The following is a 25,909-nucleotide window of genomic DNA, read 5'->3' as shown; positions in this document are numbered from 1 at the left end:
CTTGATTTTTCGCCTCTTTTCTGATATATTAGTATTATTATAAATTGAGAGAGGAATATTTAAAATGAAAAAACTTTTATCTGCCTTGTTGGCTGCTGCAATGCTTTGTACATCTGCAATCGCATTTTCAGGCTGTGGTGAGGATTCTGCAAAAATCACTACTGCTGATGATTTGATAGGTAAATCAATCGGTGTTCAGCTTGGAACAACTGGTGACATTTATGCTACCGACGAATATGAAAAGCAGGGTTCTAAAATTGAGCGTTATAACAAAGGTGCTGATGCAATTGTCGCATTGACAAGCGGTAAAATTGACGCCGTAATTATTGATAATGAACCTGCAAAAGCTTTTGTTGAAGCAAATGACGGTCTTAAGATTCTTGACGAACCTTTTGCAAAGGAAGATTATGCAATCTGTGTTGCAAAAGATAACGAAAAGCTCCTTAATGACATTAATAAGACTCTTGCAGAGCTTAAACAGGATGGAACACTGGATAGCATTATGAAAAATTATATCGGTGACGATACAAAGGGCAAGTCACCATATAAAACTCCTGACGGAACTGAATATCCAAACGGTGAACTCCACATGGCAACAAACGCATTCTTTGAGCCCTATGAATATTATGACGGAGATCAGATTGTCGGAATTGACGCTATGACAGCACAGGCAATTTGCGATAAGCTCGGTTATAAGCTCGTTATTGATGATATGGATTTCGATGCAATTGTTACTGCTGTTCAAACAGGAAAGGCTGATTTTGGTATGGCAGGTATGACAGTAACAGATGAGAGACTTCAGACAATTAACTTTACCGATTCATACACAACAGCTACACAGGTTATAATCGTAAATAAATAATAATTCGTTTAGCAGCTGATTATCTACGGTAGTCGGCTGCTGATTATGTAAAGGGATATTAATATGCAGGATTTTTTTTCTGAGATTTCGTCAAGTTTTGAAAAAACTTTCATAACCGATGACCGATGGCTCCAACTTTTAAACGGCTTGGGCGTTACGGTACAAATTACTATATTTGCCGCTTTAATCGGTTTGGTTCTCGGCTTTTTGATTGCTGTTATACGTTCAACGCACGATATGACGGTTCAGGGCAAAAAATGCAGAAATTTCAGCGACTTTATTCTTAAGTTTTTGAATTTTCTTTGTAATATTTACATAACGATAATCAGAGGCACGCCGGTTGTAATTCAGCTGATGATTATGTATTTTATCGTTTTTGCTTCATCACGTAACGGTATTTTTGCGGCTATACTTTCATTTGGTATAAATTCCGGTGCATATGTCGCTGAAATAGTGCGCTCAGGCATTATGTCTATTGACAAAGGACAATTTGAGGCAAGTCGCTCGCTTGGCTTTAATTACAGCAGTACGATGATTCACATAATACTGCCGCAAGCCTTTAAAAATATACTTCCTGCACTTGGAAATGAATTTATTGTGCTTGTTAAAGAGACTTCGGTTGCAGGCTATGTCGCTTTGCAGGATTTGACATATGTAGGAAACCTGATTCGTTCAAGAACTTATGAGGCGTTTTTCCCGCTTATTACAGTTGCACTTATATATTTGATTATAGTGCTCATTTTGACGTTCCTGCTTAAAAAGCTTGAGAGGAGGTTGCGTAACAGTGACCACTGATAATGTATTAATAAAGGTTGACAATCTGTGCAAGTCATTTGGCAACGTTGAAGTACTTAAAGGAATCAATGCAGAAATTCACAAGGGCGACGTAATGGTTGTAATTGGTGCGTCAGGTTCAGGTAAATCAACGTTTTTGCGTTGTCTTAATCTTCTTGAAGAGCCCACATCAGGCACAATATGTTTTGAGGGTACAGATATCACCGACCCATCGGTAAACATAAATCTTCACCGTCAAAAGATAGGAATGGTTTTTCAGCAGTATAATCTTTTTCCGCATATGACGGTTCTGAAAAATATGACTCTCGGACCGATAAAGCTGTTAAAGCAAAGCAAAGAAGAGGCAAATGAGAACGCAATGAGACTTTTGAAGCGTGTCGGACTCGCAGACAGAGCTGACGCTTATCCTTCTCAGCTTTCCGGAGGTCAAAAGCAAAGAATTGCCATTGTAAGAGCGCTTTGTATGAATCCTGACGTTATGCTTTTTGATGAACCTACTTCGGCACTTGACCCAGAGATGGTTGGTGAAGTTCTTGAGGTAATGAAGCAGCTTGCAAAAGAAGGTATGACAATGGTTGTAGTTACGCACGAAATGGGATTTGCTCGCGAAGTTGGTACTAACGTGGCATTTGTAGACAACGGCGTAATCGTTGAGCAAGGCGAACCAAAAGAATTTTTTGCTAATCCAAAGAACCCGAGATTAAAAGATTTTTTGTCAAAAGTATTATAAAGTATTATAATTTTTATTAACACGGTATGCGAGAGTATACCGTGTTATTTGTTTATATTTAACTTTATATAAACACAATTTAGCAAAATATCCCTTGTTTTCCTTTACAAAACGCACAATATATTGTATTATATAGATACTTATAATATAGTGGGGTGTTATACTATGAAACCAAAGTATAAAAGAGTATTGCTAAAACTTTCCGGTGAGTCACTTGCGGGTAATTTAAAACACGGAATTGATTTTGATACGGTCCTTAAGATTTGCGAGCCGATAAAAAAATGTGTTGACGCAGGTGTTGAGGTAGCAATTGTTGTAGGCGGCGGTAATTTTTGGCGCGGCAGAAGTTCAGGAGAAATGGACAGAACAAGAGCAGACCATATGGGAATGCTTGCAACCGCTATCAATGCTTTGGGCGTTGCCGACGCTTTGGAGCAGCTTGATGTTGTTGTAAGAGTTCAGACTGCTATTTCCATGCATCAGGTTGCTGAGCCGTATATAAGAAATAAGGCTATCCGTCACCTTGAAAAGGGAAGAGTTGTAATCTTTGGCTGCGGAACCGGAAATCCGTTTTTCAGCACAGATACCGCTGCTGCTTTAAGAGCTGCGGAAATGGAAGCTGATATTATTATGAAAGCAACAATGGTTGACGGCGTTTATGACAGCGACCCAAAAACTAACCCTAATGCTAAAAAATATGATACCGTTTCATATCACGAAGTTTTGAACAAAGACCTTGCCGTAATGGACAGCACAGCTGCTTCACTTTGCAAGGATAACAATATTCCGATTTTGGTTTTCAGCATTGACGACCCCGAAAACATTTACAAGGCAGTATGCGGCGAAAATATCGGTACTGTCGTAAACAGCGAAGATTAATAATTTGACACTTTAAATTTAGAATTTAGGAGGCATAAAGTATGCAAGAACAATTAAAAAAGGCTGAGGAAAGAATGAACAGAAGACTTGACCATATGTGTCAGGACTTTTCAGAAATAAGAGCCGGAAGAGCAAATCCGGCTGTTCTTGATAAAATTAAAGTTGATTATTACGGCACCCCTACACCTGTAAATCAGCTTGCTGCTGTTTCGGTAACAGAAGCTCGCACTCTTACAATTCAGCCTTGGGACGCTTCGGTTCTCAAACAAGTAGAAAAAGCAATTCAGACTTCTGATATCGGCATTAATCCTCAGAATGACGGAAAAATCATCAGACTTATTTTTCCACCGCTTACTGAGGACAGACGTAAGGAAATCGTTAAGGACGTTCAGAAGATTGCCGAAGAAACAAAGGTTCAAATCAGAAACGTCAGACGTGACACAATTGAAAAGTTAAAAGCTATGAAAAAGACAGGCGATTTGACAGAAGATGATTTGAAGCTCGGCGAGAAGAAAACTCAGGATTTGACAGATAAATTTGTCAAGAATATTGATAAAATTTCAGCAGATAAGCAAAAAGAAATTTTGGAGATGTAATATGGCTTTCTTTTCAAGAAATAAAGAGGAAAATCACAGCGCTGACTTGTCTGATATACAGCTTCCTGTCCACGTTGGTATTATTATGGACGGCAATGGGCGTTGGGCAAAAAGACGTGGTCTTCCGCGAAAGGCAGGGCACTCCGAAGGAGCAAAGACTTTTCGCAAGATAACCCGTTATTGTTCTGAGGTAGGCATCAAGTATCTAACTGTTTATGCTTTTTCAACGGAAAATTGGAAACGACCGCAGGATGAAGTAAATTCTTTGATGAAGCTGTTTAAGTCATATTTGGAGGAAGCTCTAAGTGACTTTAAAGATGATGATATTATTGTAAAATTTATCGGAGATAAATCACATTTCACCGAAGATTTGCAGCAGCTTATGATTGAGAACGAAGGAAGCTCAAAGAACCGCAGCGGAATGGTTCTCAACATTGCAATGAATTACGGAAGCAGAGACGAAATTGTCAGGGCTGTAAAAAATATTTGTGCGGATGTAAAACAAGGTAAAATCTCAGATTCCGATATTAATGAAAGTCTAATTTCAAATTACCTGTACACAGCCGGTCAACCTGACCCGGATTTAATTATCAGACCAAGCGGCGAATACAGAATATCTAATTTTATGTTGTGGCAAGCTGCTTACACAGAGTTTGTTATTATGAATAAGCTCTGGCCGGATTTTCAAAAATCTGATTTGGATGAAGCATTGAGAATTTATTCTCACCGAAGCAGACGTTACGGTGGAGTATAATTTGCTTTTTCTTTGAAAAACAAAGGCGTATCTTTTAAAGAAAGTTGATGTGTATGAAATCATTAAAACCACGTTTGCTGACTGCAGTAGTAGGCATATCGGCAATGTTAATTATAATGTTTGCTTCGGTATATCTGAGTCCGATTATTGGAATAATGGTAATCGGAGCCTGTTCGGCTTTTATGACCGGGGAATATTTGCATGCTAAAAATTTGCTCAAAAGTTATCCGCTTTCAATTCCCTGTATGGCTTTTGCTTTTGTTCTTCCGCTTGTAATTATGACTCAATATCTGCATTTAATTTTGTATGCGGTAATGATAATCGGATTTTTCGTTATAATTATGAGTCATAAAAAGCTGACATACCATGACCTTTCATATTCTTTATTCGGTACGCTTCTCATATCATTTGGTATGAGTTCTATTGCCGTTATGTGCAATGATAAAAGAACTGTGATTTTTTACTTTATTCTTGCTTTCTTATTGCCATGGATGGCAGATGCCGGCGGATTTTTTATTGGAGCTGCATTTGGCACACACAAACTTTGCCCCAACATCAGCCCAAAGAAGACAATAGAGGGCGCAATAGGCGGCGTGATTTTCTGCATCTTATCCGCTGTATTGATGGGACTTGTATTCCAATATATTATTATGCCTGATGTTACGATTAATCTGTGGGCACTTGCGCTTCTTGGTTTTATTGATGCTCCGCTATCCATACTCGGTGACCTGAGCTTTTCTCTTATTAAACGCAGTCTTAATATAAAAGATTACGGTTCTATTTTTCCGGGACACGGCGGAATGCTTGACAGATGTGACAGCATAATTTTTACAGCACCTGCTATTATTTTGGTAGGTCAATTTATACCTTTTATAACACTGGGGTAATTATGATTAATAACATTTCTATTTTAGGTTCAACAGGTTCAATCGGCACTCAAACTCTTGATGTTGTCGATAAGCTCGGTTTAAATGTTTCTGCACTGACTGCCTTTGGCAATATAAAAAAGCTTGAAGAACAGGTGCGAAAATACAAACCTTTGCTTGCTGTTGTTTTTGATGAAGAAAAGGCAAAAGAATTTAAAGTTAATATAAGCGATACCGAAACTAAAGTATTAAGCGGAATGAACGGTCTTATTGCAGCCTCTCAGATAAAACAAGCGCAGCTGATTGTTAATTCAGTTGTTGGAATGGTTGGGTTACAACCGACGCTTGCTGCGGCCCAAGCAAAAAAAGACATAGCTCTTGCCAATAAAGAAACATTGGTTGCAGGCGGTGCGCTTGTAACAGATGCGGTTAAAAATAACGGTGTAAGATTGCTGCCTGTTGATAGCGAACACTCCGCTATCTTTCAATGTATTCAGGGAATGCCGGATAAAAAATTTCTTAAAAAATTGATTTTAACCGCTTCGGGCGGTCCGTTCTTCGGTAAGACAGTGGAAGATTTAAAGAACGTTACGGTTGAGCAAGCCTTAAACCATCCAAACTGGAGTATGGGTGCAAAAATCACAATTGACTCTGCTACAATGATGAATAAGGGACTTGAGATAATAGAAGCAAGATGGTTGTTCAATGTCCCGGCAAAGGATATTGACGTCGTTGTCCACCGTGAGAGTATTATTCATTCTATGATAGAATATAATGATAATTCGGTAATTGCGCAACTTGGTCTTCCTGATATGAGAATCCCCATTCAGTATGCAATTACATATCCCAAAAGATATGAATCGCCTGTCGACGAACTTAATTTGGCGCAGATTGGTAAACTTACATTCTTTGAACCGGATTACAACACATTTAAATGTCTACGTGCTTGCAAAAAAGCAATTGATGCAGGCGGAGTTGCGACTGCAATTGCAAACGGAGCAAATGAGGTGGCAAATATGCTTTTCAGAGATGGAAAAGTTTCTTTCCTTGAGATAGGCGATTTGGTTATGAGTGCAGTTGATAATATTACAAACTTTGAACCAAAGTGCGTTGATGATGTTTTAAAAGCCGATGCGCTTGCAAGACAGTATGTTATTGATATTGTAAAGTGATTTTGCGGTAATTTATTTTGGAGTTGAATTATTTTAATGCAGGTATTAATTATCATAGCCTTAATAATAATCGGTATCTTTCTTTTTGAACTGATTATTTTTTCACACGAACTCGGTCATTTTATTATCGCAAAGCTTTCAGGTGTAAAGGTCAATGAGTTTGCACTTGGTATGGGTCCAAGGCTTTTTGGATTTACCAAGGGTGAAACCATGTATTCCTTTAGATTATTTCCAATCGGCGGTTACTGTGCAATGGAAGGTGAGGACGAAGAAAGCGATAATCCCCGTGCTTTTAATAATGCAAAAATATGGAAGAGAATGATAATAATCATAGCAGGTGCTGTTATGAATATTATTCTCGGCTTTCTTCTTATGTTTGTATATACCGTTCAGGCAGACAGTTATGCCTCAACCACAATTCAGGAGTTTGTGCCAAACTCCTTTTCTGCTAATTGCGGTCTGAAAGCAGGCGACAAAATTGTAGATGTCAACGGCTATTCAATTTGGAATTCACGTGATTTGCAATTTAGTCTTGCGACTTTAAAATGTCAGGAAGTTGACGGACATTCTGTTGAAATATATAAGCAGGACTGTACAATTGAAGCTTGTAATGCCTATAAAAAGGTTGTTGCCGATGAAAATCCCGATAGTGATACATTAAAAGATTTTTACGGAGTTCTTCAGGATTCGTGTGCCAAAATCAACGACGCTGCAACAAAAGATGAGGCATATGGGTATTTGCTTGAGGGATTAAAAAATATTTACGGATATTTTGAAAATTCAAACTACGATTATGATAATCCTCAAATTATTGAAAAAGATACTCGCAAAAGATTTTCTACTGACTTTACGGTAATTCGTAACGGAGAAAAAGTAAAAATCAGCGATGTTCAGTTATACACTTATTACGCAGACGAAAAAGCAAAAGAAAATGATTCGCCGTCTTTGGCTTTTGATTTTTATCTTGAAAGCATAGATAAAAATTTTGGCTCTGTAATTGAACAAACATTTACAGGAACCTGTTCTATGGCTAAAACTGTTTGGACATCACTCGTATGGCTTGTTCAGGGACGTTTTACTTTTACTGATTTGTCAGGCCCTGTCGGCATTGCAACAGCAGTTACAACAGTGGCTTCAAAGGGACTTGAAACAGGATTCTTGAGTGCTGTAAAAAACATCTTATTTGTAATGATTCTGATTACTGTCAATCTTGGTATTGTTAATATGTTACCGTTTCCGGCACTTGACGGCGGAAGATTTTTATTCCTGCTTATTGAGGGAATTTTCCGCAAACCGATTCCACGTAAGGTGGAACAGGTTGTAAATGCAGCAGGCTTAATAATTTTAATTTTGTTTATGATTGTAATATCATTTAAAGATGTATGGCAGCTTATAACCGGAACAATGCCGGGAATGAGCTGACGGAGGAAATATGAGCAGTAAAATTCAGGTAAAAGCAGGAAATATAAAAATCGGCGGTGGTGCAGATGTTTCTATACAGTCAATGCTGAATATTCCGTCAACAGATATAGAAGGTTCTGTAAATCAGGCCAAAAGGCTTGAAGCCGCAGGATGTCAGATTATTAGAGCAGCAATCCCGAATATGGATGCGGTAAAGTTGATTCCGGCTTTAAAAGAGGCAGTAGATGTTCCGATTGTTGCGGATATACACTTTAATTATAAGCTTGCGCTTGAAGCATGTGCAGCCGGAGTGGATAAAATACGTATTAACCCGGGCAACATTGGCTCAGACGATATGGTTAAGGCGGTAGCACAGGCTTGCAAGGCAAGAAATATTCCTATTCGCATCGGTGTTAATTCAGGTTCGCTCGAAAAAGATATCCTTGCCAAGTACGGTCATCCGACTCCGCAGGCATTGTGCGACAGCGCACTGTATCATGCTTCGCTTTTAGAAAAATTTGATTTTCACGATATAGTTTTGTCAATGAAAAGCTCAACTGTTTCGACTATGATAAAGGCTTATGAGCTTGCTTCTCAGCAATGCGACTATCCGCTTCATCTCGGTGTTACCGAAGCGGGAACTGAACGTATGGGACTTATAAAATCTTCAGCCGGTATAGGTTCGCTTTTGTTGCACGGAATCGGCGACACTATCCGTGTATCTCTTACCGCCGACCCTGTGCGTGAAGTTTATGCTGCAAAAGATATATTGAAAGCACTTGATATTGATAAAAGCGGAATACAGTTTGTTTCATGTCCAACCTGCGGCAGAACAAGAATTGACCTCGTAAAAATTGCAGGTGAGGTTGAGGAAAGACTCAGAGACTGCAATAAAAATATAAAAGTAGCTGTTATGGGCTGTGTAGTGAACGGTCCCGGAGAAGCTCGCGAAGCTGATATCGGAATAGCAGGCGGCGACGGGTGTGGTCTCGTCTTCAAAAAGGGTGAAATTCTTTACAAAGTTCCTGAGGATAAACTTGTTGATGCACTTATTGATGAGGTTAATAAACTTTAATCGTATTTGAATATACATTATTTTTTAAAAAAATTCTAAATTAGATTTGAATTTATAAGGAATATTATGAAAACTTTAGGCGAAATCTATCTCTCTGTTTGTCAATCTCCTTTGTCTGATTGTATCGCAAACGGAAATATAACAAAAGTGAATATATTAAATGAAGCGAGATTGGTAAAAATTAAGGTTGATTTTCCCGCCCTAATTGATGTAAACGAGTTGTTTACAGTTGAAAAAAATCTGTCAACTGCTTTAAACGCTCATGTTCGAATTAAACCTCATTATAAATCGGAATTGTTTAATACAACATATTTTCCTCAGCTTTATTTATCCATTAAAAGAGAAATACCAAGTGTTAACGGTACTTTAACAAATGCAAATGTAAGCTTCAGCGATAATACACTCACAATTGAATTACAAAACGGCGGCAAGTCATTGCTTGATGCCAAAGTCTTTGACAAAGCACTTGTTAACCTTATAGCAGAAGAATTTGATTTACATTTAAGTATCAATTATACAGGTACTCTTGAGGTAAACGCCGACAGCGATGAATACAAAGAGGTTATTAAGAGTGCCGAACAGCAAATGCAGCGAGAGCAACTTGCAAAAGCTGCCGATTTTTACAAAGAGGAAGAGGAAAACTCTAAGAAAGTTCAAAAACAACATTCAGAAAATGTTACTGAAGAAGTCGAAATTCGAGAAGGAAAATTTGCTTCTCCTCAGCTCATACAATCTTCCGTTCGTCCTTTGTACGGAAGCTCAATCAGAGGAAAAATGGTTCCTATAAGCTCAATTGCCGAAGATTCCGGCAGAGTTGTTGTATGGGGAGACGTTTTTGATATTGATAAAAGAGTCACCAAGTCAGGTGACAAAAACATATTCAACTTTGATATTACCGATTATACAGGTTCTACAACAGTTAAAATATTTAACTCAATTAAAGATTGTGCTCCTTTAGATACTCTGAAAAAAGGCAGCACAATTGTAGCTATGGGCGATATAGAATATGATAAGTATGCAGGAGAAATAGTACTTAATGCAAGGTCAATCGGAACCGCAAAAAAGGTTCAGGTGTGTGACAAAGCAGAAAAAAAGCGTGTTGAACTTCATATGCATACAAATATGTCTCAGATGGACGCTGTTACTCCTGCCGGTGAACTTGTAAAAAGAGCCTACCAATGGGGACACAAAGCTGTTGCAATAACAGATCACGGCGTCGCCCAAGCGTTTCCGGATGCTATGAAAGCCGCCGATAAAATAAATGGCGACGAAGAAAAGATTAAGGTTTTGTACGGTGTTGAAGCATATTTTATGGATGACCTTGTTGAATCCGTTGACGGCGCTCAAAATACACCGTTTGACGGAACATTTATTTGTTTTGATATTGAAACCACGGGTCTATCCGCTGCACGTGACAAAATTACCGAAATCGGTGCTATTAAAGTAGTTAACGGTGAAATCACAGATACGTTTTCTACTTTTGCAAATCCTGAAATGCCGATTCCTGCTAAAATAACTCAACTGACCGGCATTACCGATAATATGGTTAAAGACGCTCCGTCACAGAGCGAAGCTGTTTCAGCCTTTCTTGAATTTGCGGGAGATAACGTTTTGGTTGCACACAATGCGCCGTTCGATACTTCTTTTATACGAAAAGCCTGTGAAAATATGGGCAGAGAATATAACTATACCTCAATTGACACGGTTGCAATTTCCCGTGCCATTTTATCGGATATAAAAAATTGCAAACTTGATACTGTTGCCAAGTATCTTAGATTAGGTGATTTTAATCATCACCGTGCAACTGATGATGCGGAAATACTTGCGAGAATTTTTATTGCATTGTGCACTCGTTTAAAAGACGATTATGCAATTACAACAACAGCTGAGATTAATACTAAAATTGCCGGCGGCGATTTTAAAAAGCTCAGAACGTATCATCAGATAATTATTGCCAAAAATAAGGTTGGATTGAAAAATCTTTACAAATTAATTTCTTTCAGTCACCTTAATTATTTTTATAAAAAACCGAGGATTCCGAAAAGTGAGCTTGTTAAGCACAGAGAAGGTTTGATTATCGGTTCTGCTTGTTGTGCGGGTGAATTGTACGAAAGTATTTTAAAAGGAAAACCATGGGCTGAACTTAAAAGAATTGCCTCTTTTTATGATTATCTTGAAATACAGCCGTCGGGCAACAACGCATTTATGATTCGAGAGGGTACATTTAATAACTTAGATGAACTCCACGAAATCGACAGAACCATCATTAAACTTGGCAAAGAGCTTGGAAAACCTGTTTGTGCTACTTGTGACGTACATTTTATGGACCCTACCGATGGGGATTATCGTAAAATTTTGCTTGCAGGTCAGGGCTTTAAGGATGCGGAAGATCAGGCTCCGCTCTACTTCAGAACTACTGCCGAAATGCTAAAAGAATTTGAATGGCTCGGTGAGAAAAAGGCATATGAAGTAGTCGTTGAAAATCCAAACAAAATAGCTGATATGTGCGAATATATACGACCTATTCCAAAGGGAACTTTTCCTCCGAATATTGAGGGTGCACAGGAACAGCTCATTGATATTACGTGGAAAAGAGCAAAAGAAAAGTACGGCGATCCTTTGCCAGAAATCGTAAAAGCAAGACTTGATAAAGAACTTAATTCAATTACCAAATACGGATTTTCAGTTCTTTATATGACCGCTCAAAAGCTTGTTGCCGACAGCGAAGCACATGGATACCTTGTTGGTTCAAGAGGTTCGGTTGGTTCTTCGTTTGTTGCAACAATGTCGGGTATTTCTGAGGTTAATCCGCTTTGTCCTCATTATATTTGTCCAAAGTGTAAACACAGTGAGTTTATAACGGACGGCAGCTATGGTTCAGGATTTGATTTACCGCCTAAGGATTGTCCCGAATGCGGCACAAAGATGGATCAAGACGGTCACGAAATACCGTTTGAAACATTCCTTGGATTCAAAGGTGACAAGGTGCCTGATATCGACCTTAACTTTAGCGGCGAGTACCAGTCAAAATCCCACCGCTACACGGAAGAATTGTTCGGTAAGAACAATGTGTTTAAAGCCGGAACAATTGCAACCGTTGCCGAAAAAACCGCAATAGGATTTGTAAAAAAATACGAGCAGGAAAGAGGTATCAGCTTCCATAAGGCTGAATTAAAACGACTTGCAATCGGTTGTACCGGCGTTAAGCGTACCACAGGTCAGCACCCGGGCGGTATGGTTGTTGTACCGAGAACAAATGAAGTTTATGACTTTTGCCCGGTTCAGCACCCGGCAAATGATGTCAACTCGGATAACATAACCACGCACTTCGATTTCCATTCAATTCATGACACAATTACCAAGCTTGATGAGCTCGGACACGATGTGCCGACAATTTATCATTATCTTGAAATGTTTACCGGTATTCCTGTAATGAAGGTTTCCATGAGTGACAAAGCCGTTATGTCTTTGTTTACTTCTACAAAAGCACTCGGTGTAACTCCGGAAGACATTGATTCAAAAACCGGTACATTCAGTATTCCTGAATGTGGCACACCTTTTGTAAGAGGAATGCTTATGGAAGCCCAGCCCAAAACCTTTACTGACCTTTTGCAGATATCAGGACTTTCTCACGGTACCGATGTATGGCTCGGAAATGCCCAGGAGCTTATTAAGAACGGTACCTGCGACATTTCGGAAGTTATCGGTACGCGTGACTCAATTATGACCTATCTTATGCACAAAGGTCTTGACCCGTCCATGGCTTTTAAAATTATGGAGATTGTGCGTAAAGGTAACGCCACGAAACTGCTTACAGAGGAACATTTTAATGCAATGCGGGAACATAACGTTCCGCAGTGGTACATTGATTCTTGTATGAAAATCAAGTATATGTTCCCAAAGGCTCACGCAGCTGCATATATGATTGCCGCATTAAGACTTGGTTGGTATAAAGTTCACAAGCCGGTTGAATACTATGCAGCATATTTTACGGTACGAAGCGAAGACCTTGATGGCGCACTTGTAATGCAGGGACAAAAAGCAGTCAGAGAAAAAATGAATCAAATTAAACATAAGCAAAGTGTACACGAAGCAACTGTAAAAGACAATGCAGAATTTTCAACCTTACAGATTGTAAATGAGATGATGGCAAGGGGAATAGAAGTTCTTCCGATTGACATATATAAATCAGAAGCAAAGATGTTTAAGGTCGAGGACGGAAAAGTACGCCTTCCGTTTTCTGCACTTCCCGGTGTCGGTGAGGCTGCTGCCATTGCACTTGCCGAATCCGGCAAACATAATGAGTATCTTTCAATTGAAGATATGCAGGTAAAAACTAAGGTTTCAAAATCAGTTATAGAAACCCTTAGGACCGTCGGTGTTTTGGGCGATTTGCCTGAAAGTTCACAGATGTCACTATTTTAAGGAGTGATGAATTTGAAGAAATTTTTGTCAATGAAGAATGTAATCATTGCAATATCATTCACAGTAGCTTTATTGCTCGTAAAAGATAATATGAATATTGTGTGGCAAATATTATCTACCATAGCATCAATATTATCTCCTTTTTTGATTGGCTTTTTATTTGCATATATTCTAAATTTCCCATATAAGTTTTTTTATACAAAGGCATTCGGCAAAATCAGTGCAAAAAGAGAACCGCTTCAAAAGCTAAAAAAACCGCTTTCGCTGGTTTGCACATATTTGATCGTTGTGGCGTTGATTGTATTAATCATTGAGATTGTAGTTCCGCAGATAGCTACGAACGTAGTAAATCTTATTGATAATATGCCTGCATACTTTAAAAATGCAACCCAGTACATCAATGAATTTTTTGATTGGACAAACGGTACATTCCATACCGATTTCAGCCTAAATGACGCAATGAATCAGTTATTTAACGAAATGACAGAATTGCTTACATTCAGTAATATAACAAGCACAGCCGGCGGGGCAACGCAGTTCATATTTGATATGCTGTCAAACACTACTTCCGGAGTATACAATTTTGTTATGGGTGTTGTTATTTCGGTATATTTCCTTGCCGAAAAAGAGAGACTGTGTCGTCAGGTTAAGCGAATTGCAGTTGCATTTATTCCGATGAAATGGCTTCCTAAAGTGTATGAAGTAGTTGATATTACAGATACCAAATGCGGTCGTTTTCTTGTAGGCGATATTCTTGACGCAGCATTTGTAGGACTTCTAACCTTTATTACTATGTCGATTTTTCATCTTCCGTATGCAGCCTTAATCGGCGTTCTTATCGGCGTAAGTAACATAATTCCATTTTTTGGTCCGTTTATCGGAGGTATTCCGAGTGCATTTATTCTTTTGCTTGTAAGTCCAAAAGATATGATTATTTTTGTAATTATATTGGTTATCATACAACAATTTGACGGAAATCTTTTCAAGCCAAAGATTATAGGAAACCAAGTCGGACTTTCAAGTTTTTGGGTTTTGTTTTCCGTTGTTGTCGGAGGCGCATTGTTCGGAATGATAGGTTTTATACTTGGAACTCCGATTTATGCGGTTATCTACTCGCTTGTCGGCAAAAAGGTAAATAATTCAATAAGTAAAAAAGGGAAAATAGCTCAGGAAGCTCTTGATTTTGAAGTTTTAAATTATGCTAAAATAGAACAAGAACAAAAGAAAATCAGAGAGCAAAAGGAAAAACAGCAAAAAGCAAAATTTATGAAGTTCATAATGGGCGATAAGGCTGTTGAAAATGAAAACGAAGAAAACAAAAACAATGATTTAGATAAAGAAACTAAATCTGATGATAGTTCTAATTTTAAAAATAGTAATAATACCAAAAATAAATAAGTGATTTGACATATTTGTTTTAATATGATACCATATTAACACATTACTACGATAAAGTGAATTTGAGAGGGATATATGAAGAAGTATTTAAGAATAACTCCGGAAGGCACAAAGGACTTTTTGTTTGCCGAAGCGTCCGCTATGGATGATATCTGCGGAAAAATTGAGAAAGTATTTGTTTCAAGAGGCTTTCAAAAAGTTATTACTCCGGGAATTGAATTTTACGATGTGTTTTCGATTCCGTGCAGCGGAATTTCACAGGAGTCAATGTTTAAAATGGTTGACAATAAGGGCAGGCTGCTTGTAGCACGTCCTGATTCAACATTGCCAATCGCAAGAATGGTATCATCAAGACTAAAAAACAGCGCTCTACCAGTCCGTTTATACTATAAACAGGCTGTTTACCGCAATAATCCGACATTGACCGGCAGACGCAATGAACTAATGCAAATGGGTGTTGAGCTTCTCGGGGTCAAAGGTCTTAGAGCCGACCTTGAAATTCTTTCAACTGCTGTTAAGGCCATTTCATCGGTTGCAAACGATTTCAGAATTGAACTCGGACATGCAGAAGTATTTGATGCATTATCCAAAGAACTGGACATTGATGATGATTATAAAGAAAAAATCCGTGTGTCGATTGAAGGCAAAAACTATTCGGCACTGAATAATTTGCTTGACAGACTTGAGCCTTGCAAAGCTGTTTCGGCAATTCGCAGTTTACCGTCACTCTTCGGCGGTGAAGAAGTGTTTACAAAAGCTTTTGAAATTTGTGAGGATACAAATGCAGTTGAAGCACTTGATTATTTGCACAAGATTTATGACAGCCTTATTCCTCTTGGATTAGGCGACAAGCTTATTATTGACCTTGGACTCGTTCAAAGAAACGATTATTATACGGGAATTGTATTCACCGGATACATAAACGGAATCGGCGATGCAGTGCTTTCGGGCGGAAGATACGATGACTTACTTTCAGTATTTGATGCGCCTATGGGTGCAGCCGGATTCGCAATTGATACTGACGCCGTTACAATTAAACAGCTTGCTGATTCTGACGTCAGTTATTCTGATAAACCCGATGTACTGATTTTTGCACAGGACGGTTATGAAATTGAAGGAATCAACCTTGTTTCTCAGCTTATTGAAGGCGGTACAAAGGCTGAATTTTCGACATTGCCTACTCTTGAAGCAACCAAAGAATTTGCTTCCAAGCGAGGCATAGCGGAAGTTAAAGTTGTAGGATAATACTCTTGAAAGGATTACATATATGAACCCATTGCGGATTGCCTTGACAAAAGGCAGACTTGAAAAAACGACAATTGAATTATTTGAAAAAATCGGATATAACTGTGATGAAGTAAAAAATAAGGGCAGACGTCTGATTTTGCCGGTAGGTAACAATGACTTTGAAGTAGTGCTTGCAAAAGCAGCAGATGTTATTACATATGTTGAACACGGAGTTTGCGATTTGGGAGTTGTCGGAAAGGATACAATTCTTGAGAACGGAACATCGTTCTATGAGCTTCTTGACTTGGGTTTTGGCAAATGTAAATTTGCCCTTGCAACTAAAAAAGGTTATGATTTTTATGGCGGATACAATACCAAAACTATCGCTACAAAGTATCCTAATGTAACCAGAGCATTTTTTGATGATAAAAATATGGATGTAAGAATCATCAAAATTGAGGGATCTGTTGAACTTGCTCCGCTTGTTGGACTGTCTGACGGAATTGTTGATATAGTTGAAACCGGCTCAACCTTAAAAGCCAACGGACTTGAGGTTATTGAATGGGTAACTGATATTTCGGCAAGATTAATTGCCAATACAGCAAGCCTTAAATTAAGAAAAAATGAAATTGAAGCATTGCAAAATAAATTGGAGGCTGCAACAAAATGATAGCAACAGTAACAGCAGACGGCAAAAAAGAATACGAGTTTATTAATACATTAAAAGCAAGATCTCAAAATTCCGACAAAAACGTTATTCCGACGGTCTCTGAAATAATTGAGAATGTCAGAATAAACGGGGACAAAGTCGTTAAAGATTACACAATCAAGTTTGACGGCAAGGCTCCTGAAAAAACAGAAATTTTAAAGGAAGATATTGATAATATTATAGCAAAGTGTGACTCAGAGTATATTGAAACAGTAAAAAAGGCTACGGCAAATATTTCTGACTTTCACCGTCGTCAGCTTCAGCAAAGCTGGTTGACCACAAAAAGCAACGGCGTAATAATGGGGCAGAGAATACGCGGTTTGAAACGTGTGGGATTATATGTGCCAGGCGGCACAGCTGCATACCCGTCGTCAGTGCTTATGAATGCTATCCCGGCAAAAATTGCAGGAGTTGAGGAGCTGATAATGTGTACTCCTCCTCAAAAAGACGGCACACCAAATCCGAATATTATAGCTGCGGCAAAAATTGCAGGAGTTGACCGAATTTTCCTTATGGGCGGCGCACAGGCTGTTGCAGCACTTGCTTACGGTACAGAAACTGTACCAAAGGTCGATAAAATAGTCGGTCCGGGAAATATCTTTGTTGCTACTGCCAAGAAACTTTTGTACGGTACAGTAGATATTGATATGATAGCCGGGCCAAGCGAAATACTTATAGTAGCCGACAAAAGTGCTAATCCAAAGTTCCTTGCCGCAGACCTTATGAGTCAGGCAGAACACGACAGATTAGCCTCGGCAATTCTTCTTACAGATTCTCAGGACATTGCAGATAAGACAAAGCAAGAGCTTGACAAGCAAATTAAAGAACTTTCAAGGAATGAAATTATTAAATCTTCACTTGAGAACTTCGGTGCAATTATTGTTTGTTCTGATATGAATCAGGCAATAGAGTTTGCCAATGAGCTTGCTCCCGAACATCTTGAAGTATGTTGTGAAAATCCAATGGAATATATAGGAAAACTTGATAATGCAGGTTCTGTTTTTCTTGGAAATTACAGTCCGGAACCGCTTGGCGACTATTTTGCAGGACCTAACCATGTTTTGCCTACCAGCGGAACAGCAAGATTTTTCTCACCGCTGTCGGTCGATAGTTTTATAAAGAAATCAAGCTTTATTTATTACACAGAAAACGCCCTAAAAAATGATGCTGACGATATCGTTCGCTTTGCAAATACCGAGGGACTTACAGCGCACGCAAATTCAATAAAAGTGCGCTTTGATACTAAAGAATAAAACGGAAGTATTGTTATGAGTTATAAGTTAAACAAAAAAATTGTTGAATTAGAGCCATATGAACCAATCAGCGGCACATATGATGTTAGGCTTGAAGCTAACGAATGCCCTTATAATTACCCTGACGAAATAAAGCAGGAAATAAAGGACGTTATAGATAATATTGATTTTAACCGTTATCCGGATCCGCTTGCAACTGATGTTGTAAATGCTTTTGCAGAATATTACGGTTTGAATCCTGATTTTGTTACGGCCGGAAATGGTTCTGACGAATTAATTTTTTTAATTGAATCCGCTTTTCTTGAAAAGGGCGACAAGATGCTTGTTGTATCGCCTGACTTTTCAATGTATCAGTTCTATTCATCAATATGTGAAGTTGAATGTGATACTTTTTATAAAGATGATGAACTCAATATTGATGTAGATATGCTCATTGATAAAGTCAATTCATACAATATAAAATTGTTGATTTTTTCTAATCCTTGTAATCCTACGGGCAAAGGAATCACAGCCGACCAGGCACGCAAACTTGTGAATTCAGTAAATGCGCTTGTTATTTTAGACGAAGCGTATATGGATTTTTGGACAGAGGGGTTATTAAACGAAGCCGAACAGTATACAAATCTGATTGTTTTCAAAACTGCTTCTAAAGCAATCGGTTCTGCCGCACTTCGTCTTGGATTTGCGGTAGCAGACCCGGTAATTTCACGTGCAATCAAAGCAGTTAAGTCACCTTATAATGTAAATAGTTTCTCGCAGGCAGTAGGCAAGATTATATACAGTCACAAGCAATTTTTACTCAATCGTAAAAAAGATATTGTAAATAATCGCGAAAAGCTGTATAATGGACTACTGGATATATCAAAAAACAGTTCAGATTTTAAAGTTTTTGAGAGCTGTACGAATTTTGTATTTATAAAAACATCGTTTGGTAAAGAACTTTGGGAGTTCTTAAAACAAAAATCAATTGTAATAAGATATATGGGCGATTATATTCGCATTTCAGTCGGAACTGCCGATGAGGTTGACCGAACGCTCGAAGCTATTAAGGCGTATTTTGAGAGGTAGTATGATGAGAACAGCTAAAATACAGCGTAAAACCAAAGAAACCGACATTGAGCTTGAACTCAGTCTTGACGGAGGGAAAATCTCAATTGATACCGGAATCGGATTTTTTGATCATATGCTAAATTCATTTGCAACTCACGGAGGATTTGGTTTAATTCTCAGGGTGCACGGTGATTTGAACGTTGATACTCACCATACTGTTGAAGATACCGGAATTGTACTTGGTCAGGCATTTGCAAAAGCTTTAGGAGATAAAAGCTCAATTGACAGATTCGGAAGTTTCTACGTTCCTATGGATGAAGCACTTGCATTTTCATCAGTAGATATCAGCGGAAGACCGTTTCTCGTGTTTGACGCTGACTTTCCTCAGGCTGTTTGCGGTCAATATGACTGTTCGATGACAGTTGAATTTATGAGAGCACTTGCTTTTAATTCACAGATTACTCTGCATATCAAATCTCTTTACGGTGATAACTCTCATCACATTACAGAAGCTATATACAAGGCTGTTGCTCATTCTTTAAGAATTGCCGTAAAGCCGAACAATTCAAATAAACCGCTTTCAACAAAAGGAGTGCTTTAATGATTATTTTACCTGCAATTGATATAAAAGGCGGAGAATGTGTACGTCTTGTAAAAGGTGATTATTCAACCGCTCAAAAGGTTATTGAGTCGCCATACCTTGCCGCACAGCGTTTTGCTGATGCAGGAGCCAATTGGATGCATATGGTTGACCTTGACGGAGCAAAGGACGCCAAACTTGTCAACGCCGATTTAATTGCCGACGTAGCAAAGTCTTCCGGACTTTCGGTAGAAGTAGGCGGAGGAATACGTGACATGAAAGCGGTTGAGTACTATCTTTCACATGGTATTAACCGTGTAATCCTTGGTTCAGCTGCTGTAAAAGACCAGCAGTTTGTAATTGATGCAGTAAATACATTTGGAGACCAAATAGTAATCGGCATTGACGCCAAAGACGGAATGGTGCGTGCCGAGGGTTGGTTGGACAACTCAGAGATTAATTATATTGAACTTGCCAAAAGAATGGAAGATGTCGGAGTTAAAACCATTGTGTTTACCGATATTGAACAGGACGGAACGCTTGCAGGTCCGAATCTTAAGCAACTTGATTCCCTTATAAAAAGCGTAAGCTGCAATATAATTGCAAGCGGCGGAGTTGCAGTTCTAAAAGATATTAAAAATTTGATTGAATTAAATGCATATGGCGCAATATGCGGAAAGTCAATTTATTCAGGCAGCCTTGATTTACGTCAGGCTATTGAAACAACAAGGAACAGTTAATTATGGATTTAGATAAATATTTTGTTAAGTCAGAACTTATTCCTGCAATCATACAGGAAAAATCGACAGGTGAAGTTTTAATGCTTGCATATATGAATCGTGAGAGCATGCAGAAAACTTTTGAAACCGGATATACATGGTTTTGGTCGAGAAGCAGACAAGAATTATGGAATAAGGGTGCAACGTCAGGTCATCTGCAAAAAGTAATTGATATTTATTCTGATTGTGATGATGATACGTTACTGATAACTGTTGAACAAATCGGTGCTGCATGCCATACAGGCAACCATTCTTGTTTCTTTAAAAAGCTAAAATAGAGAGGTAAAATAGTATGAATGACAAAGAAGTTCTTGCGGCTTTGTACGCAACAGTTGAAAACAGAAGAGATAATCCAAAAGAGGGTTCATATACCTGTTATCTTCTTGATAAGGGAATTGATAAAATTCTAAAAAAGGTCGGTGAAGAATGCAGCGAAACAATTATTGCTGCAAAAAACGGAGTCAACAGTGAAACCGTTTATGAAACTGCCGATTTGATTTATCATCTTATGGTTATGCTTGTACAGCAGGGGATTCCGCTTGATGATGTACTTGCCGAGCTTGACCGAAGAAGTGAAAAGACAGGAAATTTAAAGAAATTTCACGTTGTAGATAAAAATTCTTAATGGAATAAATTAAGCCCTATGACAAAAGTCATAGGGCTTAATAAAACTATGTATATATTCCTAAATTTATGCAGTTGCAAGCACAAACTTTGAAATTGCCTCTTTAAATTCATCACTTGGTTCGTTGTCAAGCAGTAATTCAAACGGTTTATTGATGTCAAGTGAAAATACACCAATAAGCGAATGTGCATCAACAGTATATTCGCCGCTTTTAATCATCATCATGATATTCGGAAAGTGTGACAACGTTTCAAAAATATCAATAAGACTGTTTTTGTTCTCTGCAGCTATGTGCATTTTGTACACTCAATCACCCCATAAATTAAAGAATTTTTTCCTTAAATATATCTTAACATTAATTTTTTACATAAGCAATACGAATTTTTCAATTTCAAAATTTTCAACTATTTGAATAAAAAAGGATGACAATTATAATGAATTTTAATATTCTTACCTTGGGTTGCAAAGTTAATCAATATGAATCACAGGCAATGCGTGAAGATATGCTTAATCACGGTTATACACTGTCCGATGACAAGGACAAGGCAGATATAACCATTGTAAACAGTTGCACAGTAACCTCGGTAAGTGATGCCAAAAATCGCAAACTTATTAACAAAATACGCCGTGCAAATCCGGACGGCATTATAATACTTACGGGATGTATGCCACAGGCTTTTCCCGAAGAAACAGCCAATTTTAAAAATTGCGACATAGTTTTAGGCAATGCAAAGCGAGCAGTACTTATTCCTACTTTAGAGAATTACCTTAAAAATAAACATATCCTTGTTCAAATAAGTGAACATAACGGAAAAAATGAAGTTTATGAAAACTTGCACATAACATCATTTGGAGAACATACAAGGGCATTCATTAAGATTGAAGACGGTTGCAATCGTTTTTGTTCTTATTGCATTATACCGTACGCAAGGGGAAGAGTGCGTTCAAAATCTCTTACAGATTTAAAGACTGAGGTACAGAGAGTTGCTGCCGGTGGTTACAAAGAAGTTGTTCTTGTCGGAATAAACCTTTCAGCTTATGGACTTGATGAAGATTATAATCTTGCAGACGCTGTTGAATGTGCTTGCTCTGTTGATGGAATTGAGCGTGTACGACTTGGTTCTATTGAGCCGGAACGTATGGACGAAGATATGGTCAGGCGACTTGCAGCCCAGCCCAAATTCTGTCCTCAGTTTCATCTGTCTTTGCAAAGCGGCTGCGACAAAACTCTTAAGGCTATGAATCGCCATTATGATACATACGAATATGCTGAAATTGTTGCAAGACTGAGAAGAACATTTGATAATTCGTCAATCACAACCGATGTTATGGTAGGGTTTGCAGGGGAAGATGATTACGATTTTGAGCAGTCAATGCAATTTGTAAAAAGCATCGGATTTGCCAAAGTTCATGTTTTCCCTTATTCACGCAGAAAAGGTACAGTTGCAGACAAGGCCGACGATCAGGTATCTCCTGAAATCAAAGAACATCGTGCCAAACTGATGGGTAATCTTGTTGAAGAATCAAGAGCAGAGTTTTTGCGTTCACAGGTAGGAATTGTTGAAGATGTATTATTTGAACGTATCAGGCACGGTTACCTTGAAGGATATACCAAAAACTACACCCCTGTTCACATATATTCAGACGACAATACTCTTTGCGGAACTATTCAAAAGGTAAAAATTACAAAGGCTGATAAAGATTTTTGCGTTGGAGAACTTGTTTAATCATTAGATTAAATAAGAGCAAGCTCTGATTTGCTCTCAAAAAGCGTAACTTGCAACAATTAAAAAATACAAAAGTGTGTTAGCGCTCCTCAGGGCTTCATTATATGAATGTAACCTTAACCAAAATACCGGATTGGATCTATTCAGAGGTAGGGAACATCTAAATTGTGGTTATAACCTTTCTCAGCGTTTCTACTTCTTCTGCCGCATCTTTTTCAAAAAGGCTTGAATAGCTGTACAACATAAAACCGTTTACTTTATCGTATTTTTGCAAAATTTCATATTCTGTTGCAAGTATGTCATTGCTGTTAAGCCATGTACCGTCGTCTTTATTGCTTCCGGCTTTATATCCGGCAAGTCCTACATACATTGTTACATTATCGGCAAATTCAAGATTCAACCAACTTTCGAGTGAATCTTCAAATTTCAGCTTTGGATTGTCAATACTGAAGTATATTTGCGGGCAAATATAGTCAATGTACCCTCCACAGGTACACCAACTTTTAACATCTGCATATAATCCATCATTATTATCGATATTACCTTGCGGAGATATACCGAACACAACATTTTCCTTTGTTTTATGTACGGTTCGGTATACCTCGCTTACCAGCAAATTTACATTTGCCTTCCTCCAATCGTCAATACTCATACAATTATTCCCGAATTTTTCCCTGTATTTTTCGTATGATTGGTTATCACAATCATTTATATCATTAGGGTAAAAATAATCGTCAAACTGAATGCCGTCAACGTTATAATTACTGACAATTTCTTCTATGCCGTTAATAATCAGCTGCCTTGCTTTTTCATTTGACGGGTCAAGATATATTCCGCCCTCTGTTTCAAAGCCAAGACTGTTGTCAATAATATATGGATTATTATCGCTTAGTTCTGACGGTGTTTTACTTACCGCAACACGATATGGGTTTACCCATGCGTGAATTTTCAAATCATAGCTTTTGCATATTTCACACATAATCTTAAGCGCATCATACCCCGGGTTTTTACCTTGTGAACCTGTTAATATATGTGAATACGGAAAAAATTCCGATTCGTATAATGAGTCACAAAAAGGCCTGACTTGTACAATTAGTGTATTAAATCCCGATTTCTCGGAGTTTTCGGCAATTTCGGTAAATTTTTCTCTGAACCTTTTTTCGGACTTATCTTCTCCATTTTCCATACTAAGCTCCATATATGTTACCCATACGCCTTTCATTTCTTCATCTTTGAGATTTGCATTGTCGTTAGTAGCTGAAAGGTTATTGGCAGAGCTTGAGTCGTCAATTACCGAATTGTTCACAAAGGTCATCGGAGCTTTTGAATTGCTTATTGCACTGAATAAAATTGTACATATAAGAACTGCTGCGGTAACGGTCAGCGGCAAATATTTTTTTATTTTCAAATTTATCATCCTTTGAGGTTATTATGAATTTATTGTTTATTCTCTTAATATACTTGATTTTGATTAATATTTTCGCAGTGTGTATCACAATTTACGATAAATCACGTGCCATTCACCATAAATGGCGCGTCAAGGAAAGCACTTTACTACTTGTTTCCGCATTCGGCGGAAGCGTGGGAATGTATTTTACAATGCTTTTAATTCATCATAAAACCAAGCATTTGAAGTTTATGGTTGGTATTCCGGCAATTCTCATTTTTGAACTGCTCGCAGTATTTTTTGTATTGAGAATAATTTATGTCTGAACAACTTAAGTTTACAGTGCCTGATGAATGTGACAAAATGCTTGCCAAAAATTTTTTGAGAAAAAACTGTTATCTTTCAGCAAGAATGATAACACAATTGGTTCGCAAAAAAGACGGAATTATGATGAACGAAAAAATTCTAAGGACTATTGATTTTGTTGAAAGTGGGGCAGAGGTGATAATCAATTTGCCCGAGGATAGGCAATCTCAAATAACTCCTGTTAAAGGGAATCTGGATATATGTTATGAAGACAGCAATCTGCTTATTGTAAACAAGCCGCCGCTTATGCCCGTGCACCCTGTTAAACAGCATCAGGAAGACACATTAGCAAATCTTGTTGCGTATTATGCAGCAGAAAAATCCGAAAATTATACATTCAGAGCGATTAATCGTTTAGACAGGGATACCTCGGGTTTGGTGCTGATTTCAAAAGACAGGTATTCGGCAAACAAATTAAAAAACTCAGTTGATAAAACATACTATGCAATTTGTCACGGCAAAATTGAAAGCGACGGCACAATTAAAGCTCCGATAGGTTTGCTGCCCGAATCAAAGATGGTACGTCATATCTTAAAAGAGGGCAAAGCAGCCATTACACATTATCATATAATATATTCTTCAAAGGAATTATCATTTATTGAACTAAATCTTGAAACAGGAAAGACACATCAAATCAGATGTCATATGGCATCTATCGGACATCCGCTGCTCGGTGATGATCTATACGGAGGAAGTCTTGAAAAAATTTCCCGACAGGCGTTACATTGCGGAGAGATGAAAATAAAACATCCAATCACAGATGAAGAATTTATTGTTAAAGCAAAAATTCCGAATGATATGATGCAGATAATAAATCAAATCAGATAATTTCAAAATCAAAAATCCCCAAAACAAGCTCTAACAGCTTTGTCTTGGGGATTAAAATTTATGATTTTAAATAAATAAGACCGCCGAAAAGTTTGTGTAAAAGTGAATAATAGACTTCCTTTCAAGCAATAATGGAAACAGAAAAATTAAAGCTTGAAAGGAAGTTTTTTTAATGGAAAAAGTACCGGCAGAAATGATGAGAGAATTTGTAAGAAGTCAGAAATTCACCTCAACAGATGAAGTTATGACAGCAATGAAAAATATGTTCAAGGACATTCTTCAGGAGGTTATGGAATGTGAGCTTGCAGATGAGCTCGGCTACGAGAAAAGCGAAAGAACGTCGAATGATGAGTGTAGCAATAAGTCGAAAAATTACAGAAACGGCTACTCAAAAAAGACGATAAAAACACAGATGGGAGAGCTTG

At 38.0% G+C, this 25,909-nt stretch carries 26 protein-coding genes; 24 read left to right on the top strand and 2 right to left on the bottom strand.

Annotation, left to right across the window (positions count from 1 at the left end; translation table 11 throughout):
* The first annotated feature begins 64 nt into the window (after positions 1 to 64).
* From BLP46_RS13345 to hisE, 20 genes are all read left to right on the top strand, one after another.
* Entirely contained in the window at positions 65 to 862 is a 798-nt protein-coding gene (locus BLP46_RS13345; protein ID WP_318259554.1) for a transporter substrate-binding domain-containing protein, read from the top strand.
* A gap of 63 nt (positions 863 to 925) precedes the next feature.
* Positions 926 to 1,657, top strand: coding sequence for an amino acid ABC transporter permease (locus tag BLP46_RS13340; RefSeq protein WP_173312052.1), 732 nt, complete (start codon positions 926 to 928; stop codon positions 1,655 to 1,657).
* Positions 1,647 to 2,387 carry an amino acid ABC transporter ATP-binding protein gene (locus BLP46_RS09030; protein ID WP_092978344.1) on the top strand — a complete coding sequence of 247 codons (741 nt, stop codon included), beginning with the start codon at positions 1,647 to 1,649 and terminating at the stop codon, positions 2,385 to 2,387. Before BLP46_RS13340 ends, BLP46_RS09030 begins: the two co-directional genes overlap by 11 nt.
* A 165-nt stretch (positions 2,388 to 2,552) precedes the next feature.
* Positions 2,553 to 3,266, top strand: a complete 714-nt coding sequence (gene pyrH, locus BLP46_RS09025) for a UMP kinase (protein ID WP_092978342.1) — start codon at positions 2,553 to 2,555, stop codon at positions 3,264 to 3,266.
* 41 nt (positions 3,267 to 3,307) lie between these two features.
* The gene (gene frr, locus BLP46_RS09020; protein ID WP_092978340.1) at positions 3,308 to 3,862 is read left to right on the top strand and encodes a ribosome recycling factor; all 555 of its coding nucleotides are present in this window, start codon (positions 3,308 to 3,310) and stop codon (positions 3,860 to 3,862) included.
* Between the two features lies 1 nt (position 3,863).
* The gene (uppS, locus tag BLP46_RS09015; RefSeq protein WP_092978339.1) at positions 3,864 to 4,616 is read left to right on the top strand and encodes an undecaprenyl pyrophosphate synthase; all 753 of its coding nucleotides are present in this window, start codon (positions 3,864 to 3,866) and stop codon (positions 4,614 to 4,616) included.
* A 53-nt stretch (positions 4,617 to 4,669) separates the two neighbouring features.
* Positions 4,670 to 5,503 carry a phosphatidate cytidylyltransferase gene (locus BLP46_RS09010; RefSeq protein ID WP_167669234.1) on the top strand — a complete coding sequence of 278 codons (834 nt, stop codon included), beginning with the start codon at positions 4,670 to 4,672 and terminating at the stop codon, positions 5,501 to 5,503.
* Positions 5,504 to 5,505: 2 nt separating this feature from the next.
* Positions 5,506 to 6,654: a 1-deoxy-D-xylulose-5-phosphate reductoisomerase gene (locus BLP46_RS09005; protein WP_092978337.1), complete on the top strand. Its 1,149-nt coding sequence runs from the start codon at positions 5,506 to 5,508 to the stop codon at positions 6,652 to 6,654.
* 36 nt (positions 6,655 to 6,690) lie between these two features.
* Positions 6,691 to 8,076 (top strand): RIP metalloprotease RseP, encoded by a 1,386-nt coding sequence (gene rseP, locus BLP46_RS09000; protein WP_092978335.1) that lies wholly within the window; start codon positions 6,691 to 6,693, stop codon positions 8,074 to 8,076.
* Between the two features lie 10 nt (positions 8,077 to 8,086).
* Positions 8,087 to 9,130, top strand: a complete 1,044-nt coding sequence (gene ispG, locus BLP46_RS08995; protein ID WP_092978334.1) for a flavodoxin-dependent (E)-4-hydroxy-3-methylbut-2-enyl-diphosphate synthase — start codon at positions 8,087 to 8,089, stop codon at positions 9,128 to 9,130.
* 66 nt (positions 9,131 to 9,196) lie between these two features.
* Positions 9,197 to 13,555 carry a PolC-type DNA polymerase III gene (locus BLP46_RS08990; protein ID WP_092978333.1) on the top strand — a complete coding sequence of 1,453 codons (4,359 nt, stop codon included), beginning with the start codon at positions 9,197 to 9,199 and terminating at the stop codon, positions 13,553 to 13,555.
* Positions 13,556 to 13,567: 12 nt separating this feature from the next.
* Positions 13,568 to 14,953: an AI-2E family transporter gene (locus tag BLP46_RS08985; RefSeq protein WP_167669233.1), complete on the top strand. Its 1,386-nt coding sequence runs from the start codon at positions 13,568 to 13,570 to the stop codon at positions 14,951 to 14,953.
* A 75-nt stretch (positions 14,954 to 15,028) separates the two neighbouring features.
* Positions 15,029 to 16,198, top strand: coding sequence for an ATP phosphoribosyltransferase regulatory subunit (gene hisZ / locus BLP46_RS08980; RefSeq protein ID WP_092978330.1), 1,170 nt, complete (start codon positions 15,029 to 15,031; stop codon positions 16,196 to 16,198).
* 22 nt (positions 16,199 to 16,220) lie between these two features.
* On the top strand, positions 16,221 to 16,850 hold the full coding sequence (hisG, locus tag BLP46_RS08975) for an ATP phosphoribosyltransferase (RefSeq protein ID WP_092978328.1): 630 nt from the start codon (positions 16,221 to 16,223) through the stop codon (positions 16,848 to 16,850).
* Complete coding sequence (gene hisD, locus BLP46_RS08970) at positions 16,847 to 18,142, top strand: histidinol dehydrogenase (RefSeq protein WP_092978326.1); 1,296 nt, start codon at positions 16,847 to 16,849, stop codon at positions 18,140 to 18,142. Before hisG ends, hisD begins: the two co-directional genes overlap by 4 nt.
* A gap of 15 nt (positions 18,143 to 18,157) precedes the next feature.
* Positions 18,158 to 19,210, top strand: coding sequence for a histidinol-phosphate transaminase (gene hisC / locus BLP46_RS08965; protein WP_092978324.1), 1,053 nt, complete (start codon positions 18,158 to 18,160; stop codon positions 19,208 to 19,210).
* 4 nt (positions 19,211 to 19,214) lie between these two features.
* Complete coding sequence (hisB, locus tag BLP46_RS08960) at positions 19,215 to 19,793, top strand: imidazoleglycerol-phosphate dehydratase HisB (RefSeq protein WP_092978354.1); 579 nt, start codon at positions 19,215 to 19,217, stop codon at positions 19,791 to 19,793.
* Complete coding sequence (hisA, locus tag BLP46_RS08955; protein ID WP_092978322.1) at positions 19,793 to 20,512, top strand: 1-(5-phosphoribosyl)-5-[(5-phosphoribosylamino)methylideneamino]imidazole-4-carboxamide isomerase; 720 nt, start codon at positions 19,793 to 19,795, stop codon at positions 20,510 to 20,512. The genes hisB and hisA overlap by 1 nt, the downstream gene beginning before the upstream one ends.
* Positions 20,513 to 20,514: 2 nt before the next feature.
* Positions 20,515 to 20,829 (top strand): phosphoribosyl-AMP cyclohydrolase, encoded by a 315-nt coding sequence (hisI, locus tag BLP46_RS08950; RefSeq protein WP_092978320.1) that lies wholly within the window; start codon positions 20,515 to 20,517, stop codon positions 20,827 to 20,829.
* Between the two features lie 14 nt (positions 20,830 to 20,843).
* Positions 20,844 to 21,176, top strand: coding sequence for a phosphoribosyl-ATP diphosphatase (gene hisE / locus BLP46_RS08945; RefSeq protein ID WP_092978318.1), 333 nt, complete (start codon positions 20,844 to 20,846; stop codon positions 21,174 to 21,176).
* A 66-nt stretch (positions 21,177 to 21,242) separates the two neighbouring features.
* Here the strand turns inward: hisE and BLP46_RS08940 are convergent, their stop codons facing one another.
* Positions 21,243 to 21,473 (bottom strand): HPr family phosphocarrier protein, encoded by a 231-nt coding sequence (locus BLP46_RS08940; RefSeq protein WP_143000477.1) that lies wholly within the window; start codon positions 21,471 to 21,473, stop codon positions 21,243 to 21,245.
* A 137-nt stretch (positions 21,474 to 21,610) separates the two neighbouring features.
* Here BLP46_RS08940 and mtaB point away from each other — a divergent pair, with 137 nt between their 5' ends.
* The gene (mtaB, locus tag BLP46_RS08935) at positions 21,611 to 22,903 is read left to right on the top strand and encodes a tRNA (N(6)-L-threonylcarbamoyladenosine(37)-C(2))-methylthiotransferase MtaB (protein WP_092978314.1); all 1,293 of its coding nucleotides are present in this window, start codon (positions 21,611 to 21,613) and stop codon (positions 22,901 to 22,903) included.
* Between the two features lie 160 nt (positions 22,904 to 23,063).
* Here mtaB and BLP46_RS08930 read toward each other — a convergent pair whose 3' ends face one another.
* Positions 23,064 to 24,311 carry a glycoside hydrolase family 10-like protein gene (locus BLP46_RS08930; protein ID WP_167669232.1) on the bottom strand — a complete coding sequence of 416 codons (1,248 nt, stop codon included), beginning with the start codon at positions 24,309 to 24,311 and terminating at the stop codon, positions 23,064 to 23,066.
* Between the two features lie 23 nt (positions 24,312 to 24,334).
* Here BLP46_RS08930 and BLP46_RS08925 point away from each other — a divergent pair, with 23 nt between their 5' ends.
* The 3 genes from BLP46_RS08925 to BLP46_RS08915 form a co-directional block, all read left to right on the top strand.
* Positions 24,335 to 24,616: a DUF1294 domain-containing protein gene (locus tag BLP46_RS08925; RefSeq protein ID WP_092978310.1), complete on the top strand. Its 282-nt coding sequence runs from the start codon at positions 24,335 to 24,337 to the stop codon at positions 24,614 to 24,616.
* Positions 24,609 to 25,484 carry an RluA family pseudouridine synthase gene (locus tag BLP46_RS08920; protein WP_092978308.1) on the top strand — a complete coding sequence of 292 codons (876 nt, stop codon included), beginning with the start codon at positions 24,609 to 24,611 and terminating at the stop codon, positions 25,482 to 25,484. Before BLP46_RS08925 ends, BLP46_RS08920 begins: the two co-directional genes overlap by 8 nt.
* A gap of 172 nt (positions 25,485 to 25,656) precedes the next feature.
* Positions 25,657 to 25,909, top strand: a 253-nt coding sequence (locus tag BLP46_RS08915) for a transposase (protein ID WP_207645211.1), incomplete at its 3' end; no start/stop codon positions are given.

Source organism: Ruminococcus sp. YE282, from assembly GCA_900101355.1.
Classification (GTDB): domain Bacteria; phylum Bacillota; class Clostridia; order Oscillospirales; family Acutalibacteraceae; genus Ruminococcoides; species Ruminococcoides bromii_A.
The sequence above is the reverse complement of the archived record's forward strand: the minus strand, read 5'-3'. Positions and strand labels throughout refer to the sequence as shown.

Coding starts and splice junctions, on each gene's coding strand:
- BLP46_RS13345 (WP_318259554.1), top strand. CDS start 65: ATGAAAAAACTTTTATCTGCCTTGTTGGCTGCTGCAATGCTTTGTACA.
- BLP46_RS13340 (WP_173312052.1), top strand. CDS start 926: ATGCAGGATTTTTTTTCTGAGATTTCGTCAAGTTTTGAAAAAACTTTC.
- pyrH (WP_092978342.1), top strand. CDS start 2,553: ATGAAACCAAAGTATAAAAGAGTATTGCTAAAACTTTCCGGTGAGTCA.
- frr (WP_092978340.1), top strand. CDS start 3,308: ATGCAAGAACAATTAAAAAAGGCTGAGGAAAGAATGAACAGAAGACTT.
- uppS (WP_092978339.1), top strand. CDS start 3,864: ATGGCTTTCTTTTCAAGAAATAAAGAGGAAAATCACAGCGCTGACTTG.
- BLP46_RS09010 (WP_167669234.1), top strand. CDS start 4,670: ATGAAATCATTAAAACCACGTTTGCTGACTGCAGTAGTAGGCATATCG.
- BLP46_RS09005 (WP_092978337.1), top strand. CDS start 5,506: ATGATTAATAACATTTCTATTTTAGGTTCAACAGGTTCAATCGGCACT.
- rseP (WP_092978335.1), top strand. CDS start 6,691: ATGCAGGTATTAATTATCATAGCCTTAATAATAATCGGTATCTTTCTT.
- ispG (WP_092978334.1), top strand. CDS start 8,087: ATGAGCAGTAAAATTCAGGTAAAAGCAGGAAATATAAAAATCGGCGGT.
- BLP46_RS08990 (WP_092978333.1), top strand. CDS start 9,197: ATGAAAACTTTAGGCGAAATCTATCTCTCTGTTTGTCAATCTCCTTTG.
- hisZ (WP_092978330.1), top strand. CDS start 15,029: ATGAAGAAGTATTTAAGAATAACTCCGGAAGGCACAAAGGACTTTTTG.
- hisG (WP_092978328.1), top strand. CDS start 16,221: ATGAACCCATTGCGGATTGCCTTGACAAAAGGCAGACTTGAAAAAACG.
- hisD (WP_092978326.1), top strand. CDS start 16,847: ATGATAGCAACAGTAACAGCAGACGGCAAAAAAGAATACGAGTTTATT.
- hisC (WP_092978324.1), top strand. CDS start 18,158: ATGAGTTATAAGTTAAACAAAAAAATTGTTGAATTAGAGCCATATGAA.
- hisB (WP_092978354.1), top strand. CDS start 19,215: ATGAGAACAGCTAAAATACAGCGTAAAACCAAAGAAACCGACATTGAG.
- hisA (WP_092978322.1), top strand. CDS start 19,793: ATGATTATTTTACCTGCAATTGATATAAAAGGCGGAGAATGTGTACGT.
- hisI (WP_092978320.1), top strand. CDS start 20,515: ATGGATTTAGATAAATATTTTGTTAAGTCAGAACTTATTCCTGCAATC.
- hisE (WP_092978318.1), top strand. CDS start 20,844: ATGAATGACAAAGAAGTTCTTGCGGCTTTGTACGCAACAGTTGAAAAC.
- BLP46_RS08940 (WP_143000477.1), bottom strand. CDS start 21,473: ATGCACATAGCTGCAGAGAACAAAAACAGTCTTATTGATATTTTTGAA.
- mtaB (WP_092978314.1), top strand. CDS start 21,611: ATGAATTTTAATATTCTTACCTTGGGTTGCAAAGTTAATCAATATGAA.
- BLP46_RS08925 (WP_092978310.1), top strand. CDS start 24,335: ATGAATTTATTGTTTATTCTCTTAATATACTTGATTTTGATTAATATT.
- BLP46_RS08920 (WP_092978308.1), top strand. CDS start 24,609: ATGTCTGAACAACTTAAGTTTACAGTGCCTGATGAATGTGACAAAATG.